14 protein-coding genes are annotated in these 14,536 nt (G+C 43.6%); 8 read left to right on the top strand and 6 right to left on the bottom strand.

Annotation, left to right across the window (positions count from 1 at the left end; genetic code table 11):
• The first annotated feature begins 48 nt into the window (after window positions 1-48).
• The 3 genes from yhcY to yhdA are packed head-to-tail and all read left to right on the top strand — an operon-like array spanning window position 49 to window position 2,353.
• A complete protein-coding gene (gene yhcY, locus QA442_RS17395; RefSeq protein WP_095432737.1) occupies window positions 49-1,188 on the top strand; it encodes a two-component system sensor histidine kinase YhcY in 1,140 nt (379 codons plus the stop codon).
• Window positions 1,185-1,832 carry a two-component system response regulator YhcZ gene (yhcZ, locus tag QA442_RS17390; protein ID WP_095432736.1) on the top strand — a complete coding sequence of 216 codons (648 nt, stop codon included), beginning with the start codon at window positions 1,185-1,187 and terminating at the stop codon, window positions 1,830-1,832. Before yhcY ends, yhcZ begins: the two co-directional genes overlap by 4 nt.
• A complete protein-coding gene (gene yhdA, locus QA442_RS17385) occupies window positions 1,829-2,353 on the top strand; it encodes an FMN-dependent NADPH-azoreductase (protein ID WP_095432735.1) in 525 nt (174 codons plus the stop codon). Before yhcZ ends, yhdA begins: the two co-directional genes overlap by 4 nt.
• Window positions 2,354-2,367: 14 nt before the next feature.
• On the opposite strand, the gene QA442_RS17380 is transcribed toward yhdA, so the two are convergent.
• Window positions 2,368-2,610 (bottom strand): YhdB family protein, encoded by a 243-nt coding sequence (locus QA442_RS17380; protein WP_003224139.1) that lies wholly within the window; start codon window positions 2,608-2,610, stop codon window positions 2,368-2,370.
• Window positions 2,611-2,810: 200 nt separating this feature from the next.
• On the opposite strand from QA442_RS17380, the gene QA442_RS17375 reads away from it, so the two are divergent.
• The gene (locus QA442_RS17375) at window positions 2,811-3,134 is read left to right on the top strand and encodes a YqzG/YhdC family protein (RefSeq protein WP_014476269.1); all 324 of its coding nucleotides are present in this window, start codon (window positions 2,811-2,813) and stop codon (window positions 3,132-3,134) included.
• A 41-nt stretch (window positions 3,135-3,175) separates the two neighbouring features.
• Here QA442_RS17375 and lytF read toward each other — a convergent pair whose 3' ends face one another.
• From lytF to QA442_RS17360, 3 genes are all read right to left on the bottom strand, one after another.
• A complete protein-coding gene (gene lytF / locus QA442_RS17370) occupies window positions 3,176-4,642 on the bottom strand; it encodes a peptidoglycan endopeptidase LytF (protein ID WP_279473327.1) in 1,467 nt (488 codons plus the stop codon).
• Between the two features lie 155 nt (window positions 4,643-4,797).
• Window positions 4,798-5,238 (bottom strand): nitric oxide-sensing transcriptional repressor NsrR, encoded by a 441-nt coding sequence (gene nsrR / locus QA442_RS17365; protein ID WP_095432733.1) that lies wholly within the window; start codon window positions 5,236-5,238, stop codon window positions 4,798-4,800.
• A gap of 107 nt (window positions 5,239-5,345) precedes the next feature.
• On the bottom strand, window positions 5,346-6,872 hold the full coding sequence (locus tag QA442_RS17360; protein ID WP_095432732.1) for a mechanosensitive ion channel: 1,527 nt from the start codon (window positions 6,870-6,872) through the stop codon (window positions 5,346-5,348).
• Window positions 6,873-7,036: 164 nt separating this feature from the next.
• On the opposite strand from QA442_RS17360, the gene spoVR reads away from it, so the two are divergent.
• Window positions 7,037-8,443, top strand: a complete 1,407-nt coding sequence (spoVR, locus tag QA442_RS17355) for a stage V sporulation protein SpoVR (RefSeq protein ID WP_014663345.1) — start codon at window positions 7,037-7,039, stop codon at window positions 8,441-8,443.
• A gap of 29 nt (window positions 8,444-8,472) precedes the next feature.
• Here spoVR and phoA read toward each other — a convergent pair whose 3' ends face one another.
• Window positions 8,473-9,858, bottom strand: a complete 1,386-nt coding sequence (phoA, locus tag QA442_RS17350) for an alkaline phosphatase PhoA (RefSeq protein ID WP_080487946.1) — start codon at window positions 9,856-9,858, stop codon at window positions 8,473-8,475.
• Between the two features lie 530 nt (window positions 9,859-10,388).
• On the opposite strand from phoA, the gene lytE reads away from it, so the two are divergent.
• On the top strand, window positions 10,389-11,399 hold the full coding sequence (lytE, locus tag QA442_RS17345) for a peptidoglycan endopeptidase LytE (RefSeq protein ID WP_095432731.1): 1,011 nt from the start codon (window positions 10,389-10,391) through the stop codon (window positions 11,397-11,399).
• A 69-nt stretch (window positions 11,400-11,468) separates the two neighbouring features.
• Here the strand turns inward: lytE and citR are convergent, their stop codons facing one another.
• Window positions 11,469-12,344: a transcriptional regulator CitR gene (gene citR, locus QA442_RS17340; protein ID WP_014663348.1), complete on the bottom strand. Its 876-nt coding sequence runs from the start codon at window positions 12,342-12,344 to the stop codon at window positions 11,469-11,471.
• Between the two features lie 108 nt (window positions 12,345-12,452).
• On the opposite strand from citR, the gene citA reads away from it, so the two are divergent.
• Together citA and QA442_RS17330 are read left to right on the top strand one after the other, a co-directional pair.
• The gene (citA, locus tag QA442_RS17335) at window positions 12,453-13,553 is read left to right on the top strand and encodes a citrate synthase CitA (protein ID WP_095432730.1); all 1,101 of its coding nucleotides are present in this window, start codon (window positions 12,453-12,455) and stop codon (window positions 13,551-13,553) included.
• A gap of 73 nt (window positions 13,554-13,626) precedes the next feature.
• Window positions 13,627-14,496 (top strand): SDR family oxidoreductase, encoded by an 870-nt coding sequence (locus QA442_RS17330; RefSeq protein ID WP_095432729.1) that lies wholly within the window; start codon window positions 13,627-13,629, stop codon window positions 14,494-14,496.
• The last annotated feature ends 40 nt before the right edge of the window (window positions 14,497-14,536 follow it).

Genomic DNA, 14,536 nt, shown 5'->3' with positions numbered 1-14,536 from the left:
AAAAACTGGTATAATCTTAAATACAAGATTAATGCCGGAGTGAGAAACGTGAGCAAAACGAGGATGGAAAAATTAAAAACGCTGAAAACGATTGCGGAAACCTTAAATCAAGGACACGATATCAATGCAACACTAGATGAGGTTTTAAAGGAATTGCTGAGTCTGACAAATCTTCAATCCGGATGGATTTTTCTGATCGAAGAAGATGGATCCTATACGTTAGCGGCCGACGCTTTTCTGCCTCCCGCTTTAAGCCGCAAGGAAAAAGTGCTGATGTGCGAAGGGGAGTGTTACTGCCTGACAAAATTCAATAACGGAGGGCTTAGAAGGGCTGCTAATATCATGAACTGCAAACGCATCGAATCAGCCGAAGAACTGCATTGTTTTGACACAGAAGGGATTACGCATCATGCTACTGTGCCTTTAGAAGACGGGGACAGGAGATTCGGATTGTTAAATGTAGCGGCGGCCGGAAAAACCATGTTTGATGAGGAAGAGCTGCATTTACTCGAGTCTGTCGCCTTTCAGATCGGAACGGCAATCCAGCGTATGAGGCTTTCCGAATATAAACAAAAAAATGCTCTTTTAATGGAGCGTAACCGCCTCGCTCAGGAGCTTCACGATTCTGTCAATCAAATGCTGTTTTCCGTCAGTTTAACTGCCAAAGCTGCAAAGACACTAACAAAAGACGAGCATTTGCAGCAGATGATTGATTTCATTCAAAACCTATCACAGGACGCCCTCGCGGAAATGAAAGCGTTAATTTGGCAGCTTCGCCCCGGAGGATTGGAGAAAGGGCTGGCTGAAGCCATCAAAAGCTATGGCGCGCTTATTGGATTGAAGGTCATGTTTACCCAAAAAGGCTGTCCTGTTCTGACTGATGAACAGGAGCATATGCTATGGCGTGTCGTACAGGAAGCATTAAATAACTGCAAAAAGCATGCCGGAACAGATACGGCGTATGTCAGTCTGACTGCTGCTTTGGGCCATGCGGAGCTGGATATTATCGATCATGGGGCGGGGTTTTGTTATGAAGCGCATGCCGGTCTGCCTTCACTTGGCATCAAGGGCATGAAAGAACGAGCGGAAAAAGCCGGCGCAAAGTTTCGGATTGATTCAGCGCTTGGAGCGGGAACAAAGCTGTCCATCAGGCTTCCGCTAACAAGCCAAAAAGGAGGGGCGGAATGAAAATTGTCATTGCTGATGACCACCATGTTGTCAGAAAGGGTCTGCGTTTTTTCTTTGCCACCCAGGATGATATTGAAGTTGTCGGAGAAGCCGCAACTGGAATAGAAGCTCTCCGCGTCATCGAAGAGACAAAGCCGGATCTTGTTCTAATGGATCTGTCCATGCCCGAGCTGGATGGCATTCAAGCCATTAAAAAAGCAATACAGCAATTTCCGGAGATTAAAATTATTGTGCTAACGAGCTACTCTGATCAGGAGCACGTGATCCCGGCTCTTCAGGCAGGTGCGAAGGCGTATCAATTAAAGGATACGGAGCCCGAGGAATTGGTGAAAACATTAAGGCAAGTGCATGCCGGCGAATACAAGCTTTCTTCAGCTATTATGCCCCATGTGCTGACACATATGAAAAATCAGCACGACCCGGAAAAAGAAAAATACTATCAATTAACAAGAAGGGAAAAAGACGTTCTGACTGAAATCGCGAACGGGAAAAGCAATAAAGAAATCGCAGCAGCCTTGTTTATTTCAGAAAAAACAGTAAAAACCCATGTATCGAATCTTTTAGCAAAACTTGAAGTGGCCGATCGCACGCAAGCAGCGCTTTTCGCAGTGAAATATAACCTGAATGGAGAGATCTTAAAATGAACATGTTAGTCATAAATGGCACGCCTAGAAAACATGGCAGAACAAGAATTGCAGCATCCTATATTGCAGCTCTGTATCACACGGATTTGATTGATCTAAGCGAGTTTGTATTGCCGGTTTTTAACGGTGAAGCGGATCAATCTGAACTGTTGAAGGTACAGGAGCTTAAGCAACGCGTTACGAAAGCGGATGCGATTGTATTATTATCGCCTGAATATCACAGCGGCATGAGCGGCGCTTTAAAAAATGCCTTGGATTTTCTAAGCAGCGAACAATTCAAATATAAGCCCGTTGCATTATTGGCAGTGGCTGGGGGCGGAAAAGGCGGCATCAATGCACTGAACAATATGAGAACTGTGATGCGGGGACTCTACGCCAATGTCATTCCGAAGCAGCTGGTGCTTGATCCGGTGCATATTGATGTTGAACATGCTACAGTGGCTGAAAATATTAAGGAAAGCTTAAAAGAGCTTGTCGAAGAACTCAGCATGTTCGCAAAAGCAGGAAATCCCGGCGTCTAAACGCCGGGATTTGTTTATGTGAGCAGGGCTAGTTGATCTTCATAAGTCAGCTCTGTGGCATGATCAATATAACGGAGAAGGGAATACAGCATCTTTTCTAAAACGGCGTAATCCTGTTCAAAATGATACGCATGCAGAAAATGCTCGATTCGTTTTGACAACAAATCATCCTCTGTACGCACCATTAAAATTAATAAATTATCCCATTGAGAACGATGGGTGTAATAAAGCGCTTTATCATAATCGGCATAATCCATGAATCGCTTCTCCTTTCTTGGGTGAGAAGTTCATGATTAGTTTATGCCGCATCCTCTGTTATTGACGGGGCAAAACTTGCCGTCTGCGGCAGTAAAGGGGTAGCAATATGAGGGAGACATAAAATCAAAATGCCTGAATGAAGATAGCGCTTTTGGTAAACCTATGAGGGAACGTATTCTTGGTACAGGAGACTGAAAATATGAAATCTCTGCCGTATACCATCGCACTTCTTTTTTGTGGGTTGATCATCGTGTCAATGGCTGCAAAAGGTCATTCAACGGACACAAACGAGTCCGTTCAAAAGTGGGAACAGCTTGCCTGGAGCAAAATTCAGGATGAATACAAGGGGGCTTCATTTTCTGATTATGCTTATATGGGGCGGACCGAGGTGAATGATCAGCAGACGAAAGATGTCTTTCGGGTGACAGTCAGACAGAAAGATGACACTTTTTCTGTTCGGGCCGAAGTCTATTTTCACCCGGTGACAAATCATATGATCAGCATCAACGTCTTTAGGCTCTAATAAAAAACTGTACAGCCGTTAAGGCCGCACAGCTTCTGTTTTTAGAAATATCGTTTTGCACCGAGATAGCGCTGTTTCCAGTAAGAGTTGTTCATATTGGAAATGACAACTCCGGAATCGTTGGCATTTATGAATTCCCCGTTTCCTAGGTAAACTCCAACGTGGGAAGGGCCGGCTTTATATGTTGTAAAGAAAACGAAATCTCCGACAGCAGGCTGGCTGACGGGCTTCATTGTGTTCCAATATCCAGCTGCCGTTAATCTAGATACGGATGTGACTTTGTTCAGTACATAGTAAATGAATCCGCTGCAGTCAAACCCGGATGGTGTCGTGCCTCCCCATCGATACGGAACCCCAATCTGCTCTTTAGCGGCGGCAATCATTGTGTTAATCTTCGCGCTCGTTGAGATGGTGGTGTTTGAAGAACCGGATGAAGACGACGATGATGATGCTTTTCCGGTAATGACCAGCTTTTGGCCAACCTGCAAGACATCCGTTTTTAAATTGTTTTTCTCCCGGATCTGCTGAGCTGTTACATTAAATTTCTGAGCAATCACCCACAAGGAATCACCGCTTTTCACCGTGTATGTAGTCGTCGTGTCTGAGCTTGCATTTGACGAAGAAGACGACGATGATGAAGTGCCTGAAGATGCTTTACCTGTCAGCTTCAGTACTTGTCCAACATAAAGCACATCTGATTTCAGATTGTTGACATTTCGGATTTGCTGTACAGTCAGGTTATAGTTGTTTGCGATTTTCCAAAGTGAATCACCGCTTTTTACAGTATATTTCGTTGTTGCCGAATTTTGGTTCGGTTTGGATGAAGTGTCTTTGGAAGACGTATCAGAGCCGCTTGATTTTGTTTTCAACACCTGATTCACGTAAATGGTGTCTGATTTTAAGTTGTTCAAGACCTTCAATTCAGCAATGGACATATTGACTTTGTTTGCAATTTTCCAAAGTGAATCTCCAAGCTGCACCTTATATGTTCCCGTAGCAGATGAAGAACTTGAGCTCTTATTAGAACTGCTTTTTGAACTGGAGCTTGAGCTCTTATTAGAGTTGCTTTTTGTACTGGAACTAGAGCTTGAAGAAACTGTGCCGGACACCTTTAATTTCTGCCCCGCACGAATCAAATCGCTGCTTAGTCCGTTTAATTTTTTCAGTTCCTGCACCGTCATTTTATACTCATTTGCGATCAGCCAAAGTGAATCGCCGCTTTTCACAGTGTAAACAGAACTTCCGCTCTTCTTGGTTGTTGAGCTTGAAGTAGATGAAGTGCCGGAATTGCTGCCTGGAATGGTAAGCGTCTGGCCGATCGACAGAACAGTAGTCGAAAGATGATTGGCGGATGTGAGGGCCGCCACACTTGTGTTGTAAGTTTGGGCCAGTTTCCATAAAGAATCTCCGCTTTTGACCTTAATCGTTGCTGCTTCAGCTGGTGTCACTGCTAAAGTTGTGCCGACAATCGCAGATGCTGTCAGCCCTGCTGCTAATTTCTTTTTCATCTTAGCTCTCCTTTTTCCCCCAATGATTTTGAATTTGCTGTTTCTTTTTTATATCGGCACATTTTTCTTATCGTTTTGCCTTTTTTAAAAAATAGCTATATTATCTTAATACAAAAGGGGGCAAAAGGGCACAAAAAAATGAAGGAATCATGGATCTATTCCTTCATTTTTAAAAGCTTCATGATATCTTCTTTGTTTTTGACGAGGTCGCGCAGTGTATATTTGTCTAAAACCGCAAGATAGGCCAAAAGCGCTTCATTAAGCACATGTTTTAAGCCGCACACCGGGGAAATAATGCAGAGATTCTTGTTCGCATCAAAACATTCAACAATATTAAAATCGTCCTCCGTTTTTCTGACAACCTCACCGATGTTGATGTCTTCAGGAGACATGCCTAATCGTATGCCGCCGCCTCGTCCGCGTATCGTTTCTACGTAGCCGAGCTGGCCGAGCCTGTAAATGACTTTCATAAGATGATTTTTTGAAATAGAATACGTTTCAGCAATCTGTTTTATATTTGAAAGTTCTCCGGGACGCACTGCAGCCAGAAAAATTAACACTCTTAATGAATAATCTGTATAATTGGTTAACTTCATAATAAGACCTCAGAATAAGACATTTTCTATATCTTATCATAATCGATTGAAAAATGAAAAAAAAGGAATTAAAAAACATGCACCCTGCTGGGTGCATGTTCTTTTGTTTACATGTCATTTGGCGGATTTTGGTTTTGGCGTTTTTTTTCAATTTCGGTGTTTTGCATTTTGCGTTCAAATGTAGACAGATAACGTGATGCAAAATCTTTTCCGCCAAGGCCGAAGGATAAACCAAAAGCAAGTGCGAAGCCGCTAAGAACGATGATGAACGCGGAATTGACAATTGTCGCAGCGACACCAAGCTGATCCAGGGCCATAAAGAAAGCAAGTGCGATAATGGTGTATTTAGCGATGGCCGCTAAAGATTTGAATTCCTTGCCTTTTATCATGCTTGCGAGCACTTTCCGCACCAATTCCCCGGCGTAAAGGCCGATTCCGAGAATGAATACGGCGACAAGGACATTCGGCAGATACGCGATGATGCCAGTCGCAATTTCTACGAGGAAGTGCAGCCGAACAATTTGAAGCGCCTCGGCTGTAAACAGCAGAATGACAATGATTTGCGCAATCAAACCGACAACTTGAGACAAGGACAGCTTTGCAGGCGTTCCGGCTTCCATGCCCATTTTCCCTAAGACAGAATCAAAGCCTGCGCGATGGAGCAGTCCGGACACCATGGATTTCACCCATTTTCCTGCCCATATACCCGCTAAAACAAGCACGATGGCAATCATGATGTTCGGAAGCATGTTTAAAATCGTATTCAGCATAGAGACAGCCGGTTTTGAAATGCCCGCGACATCCAGCTGATCCAGCGCCGAAATGACCACCGGAATCATAATCAGCACATAAGCGATTGTTCCGATGACTGCAGAAAGGCTTGTATCTTTTAAGTAAATAGATAAACCCATACGTGCCGCGAATCTTTCCGTGCCGATGCTTGCAAGGAAATTCGTAACGATATCACGTACAAGGCGGGCAACAAGCCAGCCGATTAATACGATAAGCGCCGCTGCAAATAATTTCGGCAGAAAAGCGAGCACGCTTTCCATCATATTTGTAAAAGGACCTGAAATGCCGCTGATTTTCAAAGAAGATAAGACCCCTGGCAGGAAAACAAGCAGCACGAGATAAAAGACAATTTGTGAAGCGGCATTGACAGCCTGATGAATATCTTTTCCTTCAGACACCAAATTCCACTTGAGCAGTTTGTCACTCGTGTTCAGCTTCATCCCGATTTTTTTGACAAGGAAGCTCAAAACAGAGGCTGCAGCCCATCCTAACAGCAAAATGAGTCCGGCTTTCAGCACGCTTGGGATCGCCGCTGCAATCGCCGACAGCATACTGACAAATGGTGATGCCACTGTTGTCAGGTGCAAAATGTTAAAGAATAAAATAAAGACGATGATCAATGCGATAAAATAAACGACCTTGCTTATGACTTTTTCCGAGGAATAGCGTGAAGGCTTTTTCCCAGCAAAGAGCTTGTCATCGATTTTTGTTTTGCTGAGTCCTTTGTATACCGCTTTTTCAATGATTTTAGCGATAGCCCATCCGATTAATAAGACAAGTAAAGCAATAATTACGTTTGGCAGCTTACTGAGATAAGAAGAAAGCACGTCTGCTACATTCAATTGGTATCGCTCCTTTTTTTCGTAGTATGGTGTGTGTTTACCCACTGATCCAATAAGCAAACTACTGAATGTGCCGGGGAATTTTTTTCTAGCCAGAGTGAGGCTATCATCTTTTGTCTGGCGGGCTCATACATTATAGATAAGTCCAAGTAGGGGGGATTCGGTTGAACGCGGAGGAGAAGAAAGAATTACAGCGGGCAATTGAGGAAATTACCGAAATTGCAAAAGGATTCGGCCTTGATTTCTACCCGATGAGATATGAAATCTGCCCGGCTGAAATTATTTATACATTTGGCGCGTACGGGATGCCGACAAGATTCAGCCACTGGAGCTTTGGCAAGCAGTTTCACAAAATGAAGCTGCATTATGATCTGGGGTTAAGCAAGATTTATGAGCTGGTCATTAACTCAGATCCATGCTACGCTTTTTTGCTGGACAGCAACTCACTGATCCAAAATAAATTGATTGTCGCTCACGTTCTTGCCCATTGCGATTTCTTCAAAAACAACTGCCGTTTCCAAAACACGAAGCGCGATATGGTGGAAAGCATGGCGGCAACGGCTGAACGGATAAAACACTATGAACAGGTTCACGGGATAAAAGAAGTAGAGTCATTTTTAGATGCGATCCTTGCGATTCAGGAGCATATCGATCCGTCGTTGGTCCGCCCAAAGCTCCAATGGAGTGTGGATGATGAGGAAGAGGAGATTGAAGAGGCAGCCACACCTTACGATGATTTATGGTCTTTGGATGAAAAGAAACCGAAAAAACAAGTGAAAAAATCGAAAAAACCGTTCCCGCCGCGGCCGGAAAAAGATATCCTGCTTTTTATCGAGGAGCATTCCCGGGAGCTGGAGCCATGGCAGCGTGATATATTAACGATGATGAGAGAGGAAATGCTTTATTTCTGGCCTCAGCTGGAAACAAAGATTATGAATGAGGGCTGGGCTTCCTATTGGCACCAGCGAATTATACGTGAGCTTGATTTAACCTCTGATGAAGCGATCGAGTTCGCCAAGCTGAATGCAGGTGTCGTTCAGCCGTCCAAAACAGGCATTAACCCTTATTATTTAGGGCTGAAAATATTTGAAGACATTGAGGAGCGGTACAACAACCCGACGGAGGAAATGAAGAAAATGGGCGTGCAGCCTGACTCCGGCCGGGAGAAAATGTTTGAGGTCAGGGAGATTGAATCCGATATCTCTTTCATCCGCAATTATTTAACCAAAGACTTAGTCATGCGCGAAGATCTTTATTTGTTTCAAAAACAGGGCAGAGATTATAAGATCATTGATAAAGAGTGGAAGTCGGTGCGTGACCAGCTCGTAAGCATGCGGGTAAATGGCGGCTTTCCATATTTGACGGTAAACGACGGCGATTATATGAAAAATAACGAACTCTATATTAAGCATTGGTATGAGGGCATAGAGCTGGATTTGAAATACTTGGAGAAAGTGCTCCCTTATTTATTCCAGCTTTGGGGAAGAAGCGTGCACATTGAGTCTGTGCTTGAGGATAAGGAAGTCATGTTTTCGTACGATGGAAAAGGTGTTCACCGCAGGTATTTATAAAAAAAAGGATGCAGCGTTCTGCATCCTTTTTATTTTCCAGTTTTTAAAATCTTAAATATGATATTTGCCTGATCAGTATTGTTAATCAATCCGCGGAATTTTTCTTTTCCGGGACCGTACGCGTATACCGGCACTTGTTCGCCGGTGTGATCGGTACTCGTCCATCCGCTGTTAGAGCGAGTATTAAAAATCTTGATGATGGCTTTGTAGGCGCCTTTGCTTTTGTCAGCCTGTGCAGCAGCTTCAACGCTTTTGATTTCTTCTGATGTAAATTTCAGATTTGTATAGCGGGCGAGCACATCTTTGACCGGTTTGCCTTCACTGATTTTTTTGGCCATAAATTCAGGCGTTTTCTTTGCGGAGAGAATCGGCTCTGCATGCCAATTCTTTTCGCCGTTTGCGCCAATGGTAAAGCCGCCGGTTGTATGGTCTGCAGCTGCAATCACAAGTGTATGTTTATCTTTTTTCGCAAATTCAATCGCGGCTTTATAGGCCTGTTCAAAGTCTTTCACCTCGCTCATGGCTCCTACTGTATCATTGTCATGGGCCGCCCAGTCAATCTGGCTCCCCTCGACCATTAAGAAAAATCCTTTTTTATTTTGGTTCAAGCGTTCAATTGCTGAAACCGTCATTTCTTTGAGAGACGGTGTTTTGCTGTCGCGATCAAGCGCTTTAGCAAGCCCTCCATCCGCGAAAAGCCCGAGCACCTGCTGATCCTTATTTTTCTTCAGTGCTTCTTTAGTTGTCACATAGCTGTAGCCGGCTTGTTTGAATTCCTTTGTCAAGTTTCTGTCCTTGCGGTTAAAATACGATTTTCCGCCGCCAAGCAAAACGTCTATTTTTTGTTTGCCTTTTATTTTGTCATCCATATAGCTATTGGCGATTTGGTCCATGTTTTTCCGAGATTTATTGTGGGCCCCATATGCGGCAGGGGTGGCGTGGTTAATTTCAGACGTTGCAACAAGCCCTGTTGACTTGCCTTGCTGTTTGGCCTCTTCAAGCACAGATTTCACTTTTTTCCCGTTTTTATCGACGCCAATTGCATTGTTATATGTCTTAACGCCTGTCGCTAATGCTGTTCCGGCAGCTGCTGAATCTGTGATATTATAATCAGGGTCATCCGGATGCGTCATCATCATGCCTGTCAAATTCCGGTCAAATTCAGTCAATTTGGGGTTATTCGGTGTTTCACCGTTATTTTTCATGGAACGGTAGGCGTTTATGTAAGACGTCCCCATGCCGTCGCCTATCATCACAATGACATTTCTGATCTCAGCTTTGTCTTGTTTTTTGGCGCTGGCCTTTTCTGTTTGCTGGAGCTCGGCTCCGGCAAAGATTCCAGCTGTAAGGACTGAAACAGCGGCGATTGGCAGAAGTTTTGATTTCATATTTTGAAACAAATTCATTTTTAGCATGCCTCCTTTAATGTGTTCCATTTATTATGTTAGGGGAATATTGTTAAATATGGATGTTGATCATGTAAACAATAAGTAAAGCGTTGTAAGGAAATGAAAAAACGCTTTTCGTTATCTTGCCATATTTGATGTAAAGCATTCCTTTTTCAGAAAAATCTTTACCTCTCTGTCCTTGCATGATATGTTTGTTTAAATAAAAAAACTGCGGATAACCGCAGCTTTCCTCTTATATTCTTTATCATACATTCTTCCATAAGTGAGTGAACCCCCCCGAAAGTTTTCATTGATTTCCTTTATGTTGAAAAACATCCCATAAAACATGACAAAAGCACTCGTTTTTTGTCACCTTTGCAACGAAAATGAAATATTTAATACCCTTAAAAACTTTTTTTTAGAACGAATAATTAAGAAATTTGTCACATGAAGTCAAGACTATTTCTAATGGGAATCTATCCTTATAATAGAAACCAATAAGATTAATTAAAAAAAAGAGATACATATATAGAGAGTTAACATTTGGGGAGGAAAATATGAAAAAGCAAATCATTACAGCTACGACAGCAGTTGTTTTAGGATCGACATTATTTGCAGGAGCGGCGTCTGCACAAAGCATTAAGGTGAAAAAAGGCGACACGTTATGGGATCTTTCAAGAAAATACGACACAACGATCAGTAAAATTAAATCAGAGAACCACCTTCGTTCGGACTTTATTTATGTGGGACAGACTTTATCGATTAACGGCAAATCTACAAGTTCAAAAAGCAGCAGTTCTTCTTCTTCCGCTTCTTCTACATACAAAGTAAAGAGCGGAGACAGCCTGTGGAAAATTTCAAAAAAATACGGCATGACAGTCAATGAACTGAAAAAACTGAATGGCTTAAAATCAGACTTGCTTCGTGTTGGACAAGTCCTGAAACTGAAAGGCTCATCAAGTTCAAGCAGCTCCAGCTCATCGAGCGTATCAACGTCTTCAACTTCCACTTATAAAGTGAAGCGCGGGGACAGTCTGTCTAAAATCGCAAAACAATACGGCACTACGGTTAGCAAATTAAAAAGCTTAAACGGCTTAAAATCAGATGTAATCTATGTCAACCAAGTATTGAAGGTGAAAGGAACAAGCACAAGCAGCTCCAAGCCTGCTTCTTCTTCATCATCTTCAAGCAGCAAAGCATCATCTACTACATCACTGAATGTGAGCAAGCTGGTTTCTGATGCGAAAGCGTTAGTCGGCACGCCATATAAATGGGGCGGAACGACAACTTCTGGCTTTGACTGCAGCGGATTCATTTGGTATGTACTGAATAAACAAACAAGTGTGGGCAGAACAAGCACTGCGGGATACTGGAGTTCTATGAAAAGCATTGCCAGCCCGTCTGTTGGTGACTTCGTCTTCTTCACAACATATAAATCCGGCCCTTCTCACATGGGGATTTACATTGGAAACAACAGCTTCATTCATGCAGGATCTGACGGCGTACAAATCAGCAGCCTGGACAACAGCTACTGGAAGCCTCGTTACCTCGGTGCGAAAAGATTCTAATTTTAGAGGAAACCCGTTCATTGGAACGGGTTTTTTTCATTAGACGGAGCACATCCATTTTGGTTGCTCCTAAAAATGAAAATGTGATAAAAAATCCAAGAATTTTTTTTCTTTCTTATTTTCATAAAGGGCGATTGCATAAGCGCCGGCATAGGGCAGCTGAGCAGACTGATAAGGGATTCTGATCATCTGTTTTTCTGCTAACTCCCGCTTTACTGTAGATAAAGGCAGAAATGAAACCCCGAGTCCTTCCTTGATAAACCGTTTCGTTATATGTGTTTGTGTAACCTTCATTGTCCTCACAAATGGAAATGTCACTCTGACTTGACGGAGCAAGTCGTCCCAGTAATCAGGATGATTGTGGGTCAAAAGCAGGTATTGCTCGAGCACCTCTTTGGCATCAATTTCTTTGTCTTCTATGAAGCGCTGATCGGGCGGGGCAACAAGGACGACAGGGTCTTTATAAAGGCAGTGGCAGCTTAAAGAGGAAGACTGTACCTTTAGACAGCTCAGTCCGATATCAGCTTCCCCGGCTTTTATCAGTGACGCGATTTCCGCTGATTCGAAAATCGTCACCGCCATTTCTGTTTCCGTGTTCATTGCTGTGTACCGCTTCATGACAGAAGGAAGCACAGTATCTGCAATAAGCGGAGAAACCGCGAGCTGTAAGGTTTGAGAGTAGCCTTGTCGCACTCTGTGAAGCTCTGCCATGCTGTTTTCATAATCATCAAGCAGCCTGAGCGCATACGGTAAATAAGCCCTGCCTTCATCAGTCAGCTGGATCTGTCTGCCTTTTCGCTCAAACAGCTTGCAGCTGATTTCTTTTTCTAATTGCTTGATATGCACAGTCACAGTGGGCTGAGATAAGAAAAGCGTTTCCGCTGTTTTTCGGAAGTTTTCATATTTCGCAGCAGTCACAAAGGTATGAAGCCATTTGAAATCCATTTCTATTCTCCCTCTGATTAATATTTTTAATTAATTTCCTTTAAAATATTCATTATTTTTTAAATATTATATTTACTATAATAACAGAAAAGGATAGGGGGAATACAAATGGTACATTACGGATTAAAGGGAATTACATGTGTGGAAACATCCATCAGCCATATTGATGGTGAAAAAGGGCGTCTGATTTACAGAGGCCATCATGCAAAAGACATCGCACTGAATCATAGCTTTGAAGAAGCGGCTTATTTGATTTTATTTGGGAAACTGCCTTCAGCTGAAGAATTGCAGGTATTTAAAGATAAGCTGGCTGCGGACCGGTACCTTCCGGAACACATTGAGCGCTTGGTTCAGTCATTGCCAAACAATATGGACGATATGTCGGTGCTGAGAACGGTTGTGTCAGCATTGGGGGAAAATACGTACACATTCCATCCGAAAACAGAAGAAGCAATCCGGCTTATTGCAATCACGCCCTCCATCATTGCCTACAGAAAAAGGTGGTCGCTCGGTGAACAAGCAATAACACCTTCTTCCCAGTACGGACATGTCGAAAACTATTATTATATGCTCACAGGTGAACAGCCTTCAGAGGCAAAAAAGAAAGCGCTTGAAACCTATATGATTCTGGCCATGGAGCACGGCATGAACGCATCCACTTTTTCGGCAAGGGTCACATTATCTACAGAAAGTGATTTAGTGTCAGCCGTCACGGCTGCTCTTGGCACGATGAAAGGCCCGCTCCACGGAGGCGCCCCTTCTGCTGTGACAAAAATGCTTGAAGACATTGGAGAAAAAGAACATGCTGAAGCATATCTGAAAGAAAAACTCGAAAAAGGAGAGCGCTTGATGGGATTCGGCCACAGGGTGTACAAAACAAAAGACCCGCGGGCAGAAGCTTTGAGACAGAAAGCAGAAGAGGTGGCCGGCAATGACCGCGATCTCGATCTTGCACTCCATGTAGAAGCAGAAGCGATTCGTTTGCTTGAAATCTACAAACCGGGACGAAAGCTGTACACAAATGTTGAATTTTATGCGGCTGCTGTGATGAAGGCCATCGATTTTGACGATGAATTGTTTACACCGACCTTTTCTGCAAGCCGAATGGTGGGATGGTGCGCCCATGTGCTGGAACAGGCGGAAAACAACATGATTTTCCGTCCATCAGCGAAATATACAGGTGCCATTCCTGAGGAAGTTCTTTCATAGCATATTTTGGCGTTTACTCACTTCTGTCGTGTGGTAACGTTCAGTATTAACCACATGTCTAGGAGTGATGAATGTGAACCCAATGGACAGACAAACAGAAGGACAAGAACCCCAGCATCAGGACAGACAGCCGGGCATTGAATCAGAAATGAATCCGCTGCCCCTGTCAGATGACGAGGATTATCGAGGAAGCGGAAAATTGAAAGGAAAAGTCGCGATCATTACCGGAGGCGACAGCGGGATAGGGAGAGCGGCTGCCATTGCGTTTGCTAAAGAGGGGGCTGATATCTCCATTCTTTACTTAGATGAGCATTCGGACGCAGAGGAAACACGTAAACGGATCGAAAAGGAAAATGTCCGCTGCCTGCTTATCCCGGGAGATGTCGGGGACGAGAACCATTGTGAACAAGCTGTGCGGCAAACAGTGGACCATTTTGGCAAACTAGATATCTTGGTGAACAACGCCGCTGAACAGCATCCCCAGGACAGCATTCTCAATATTTCAACAGAACAGCTGGAAAAAACCTTTCGCACAAATATTTTTTCCATGTTTCATATGACGAAGAAAGCTTTGCCTCACTTGCGAGGGGGCAGTGCCATTATCAATACGACATCGATTACCGCTTATGAAGGAGATACGGCGTTAATTGATTATTCCAGCACAAAAGGTGCGATTGTCTCCTTTACGCGGTCCATGGCGAAGTCGCTTGCGGATAAAGGCATCAGAGTGAATGCGGTGGCGCCTGGTCCGATTTGGACACCGCTTATTCCGGCGACATTCCCTGAGGAAAAAGTGAAACAGCACGGCTTGGATACCCCAATGGGAAGACCGGGACAGCCGGTTGAGCATGCGGGCGCCTATGTTCTGCTGGCGTCTGACGAATCTTCCTATATGACAGGGCAGACCATTCATGTGAATGGCGGCCGTTTTATTTCAACGTAATCAACGAAAAACCAGCTTTGATAGCTGGTTTTTTTGTGTG

Source organism: Bacillus stercoris, assembly GCF_029772985.1.
GTDB classification, from domain to species: domain Bacteria; phylum Bacillota; class Bacilli; order Bacillales; family Bacillaceae; genus Bacillus; species Bacillus stercoris.
This window is presented reverse-complemented; position numbering and strand designations above follow the sequence as displayed.

Bases quoted from the DNA above. Each gene is read 5' to 3' on its own strand.
- yhcZ (WP_095432736.1), top strand. From the start codon at position 1,185: ATGAAAATTGTCATTGCTGATGACCACCATGTTGTCAGAAAGGGTCTG.
- yhdA (WP_095432735.1), top strand. From the start codon at position 1,829: ATGAACATGTTAGTCATAAATGGCACGCCTAGAAAACATGGCAGAACA.
- QA442_RS17380 (WP_003224139.1), bottom strand. From the start codon at position 2,610: ATGGATTATGCCGATTATGATAAAGCGCTTTATTACACCCATCGTTCT.
- QA442_RS17375 (WP_014476269.1), top strand. From the start codon at position 2,811: ATGAAATCTCTGCCGTATACCATCGCACTTCTTTTTTGTGGGTTGATC.
- lytF (WP_279473327.1), bottom strand. From the start codon at position 4,642: ATGAAAAAGAAATTAGCAGCAGGGCTGACAGCATCTGCGATTGTCGGC.
- nsrR (WP_095432733.1), bottom strand. From the start codon at position 5,238: ATGAAGTTAACCAATTATACAGATTATTCATTAAGAGTGTTAATTTTT.
- phoA (WP_080487946.1), bottom strand. From the start codon at position 9,858: ATGCTAAAAATGAATTTGTTTCAAAATATGAAATCAAAACTTCTGCCA.
- lytE (WP_095432731.1), top strand. From the start codon at position 10,389: ATGAAAAAGCAAATCATTACAGCTACGACAGCAGTTGTTTTAGGATCG.
- citR (WP_014663348.1), bottom strand. From the start codon at position 12,344: ATGGATTTCAAATGGCTTCATACCTTTGTGACTGCTGCGAAATATGAA.
- citA (WP_095432730.1), top strand. From the start codon at position 12,453: ATGGTACATTACGGATTAAAGGGAATTACATGTGTGGAAACATCCATC.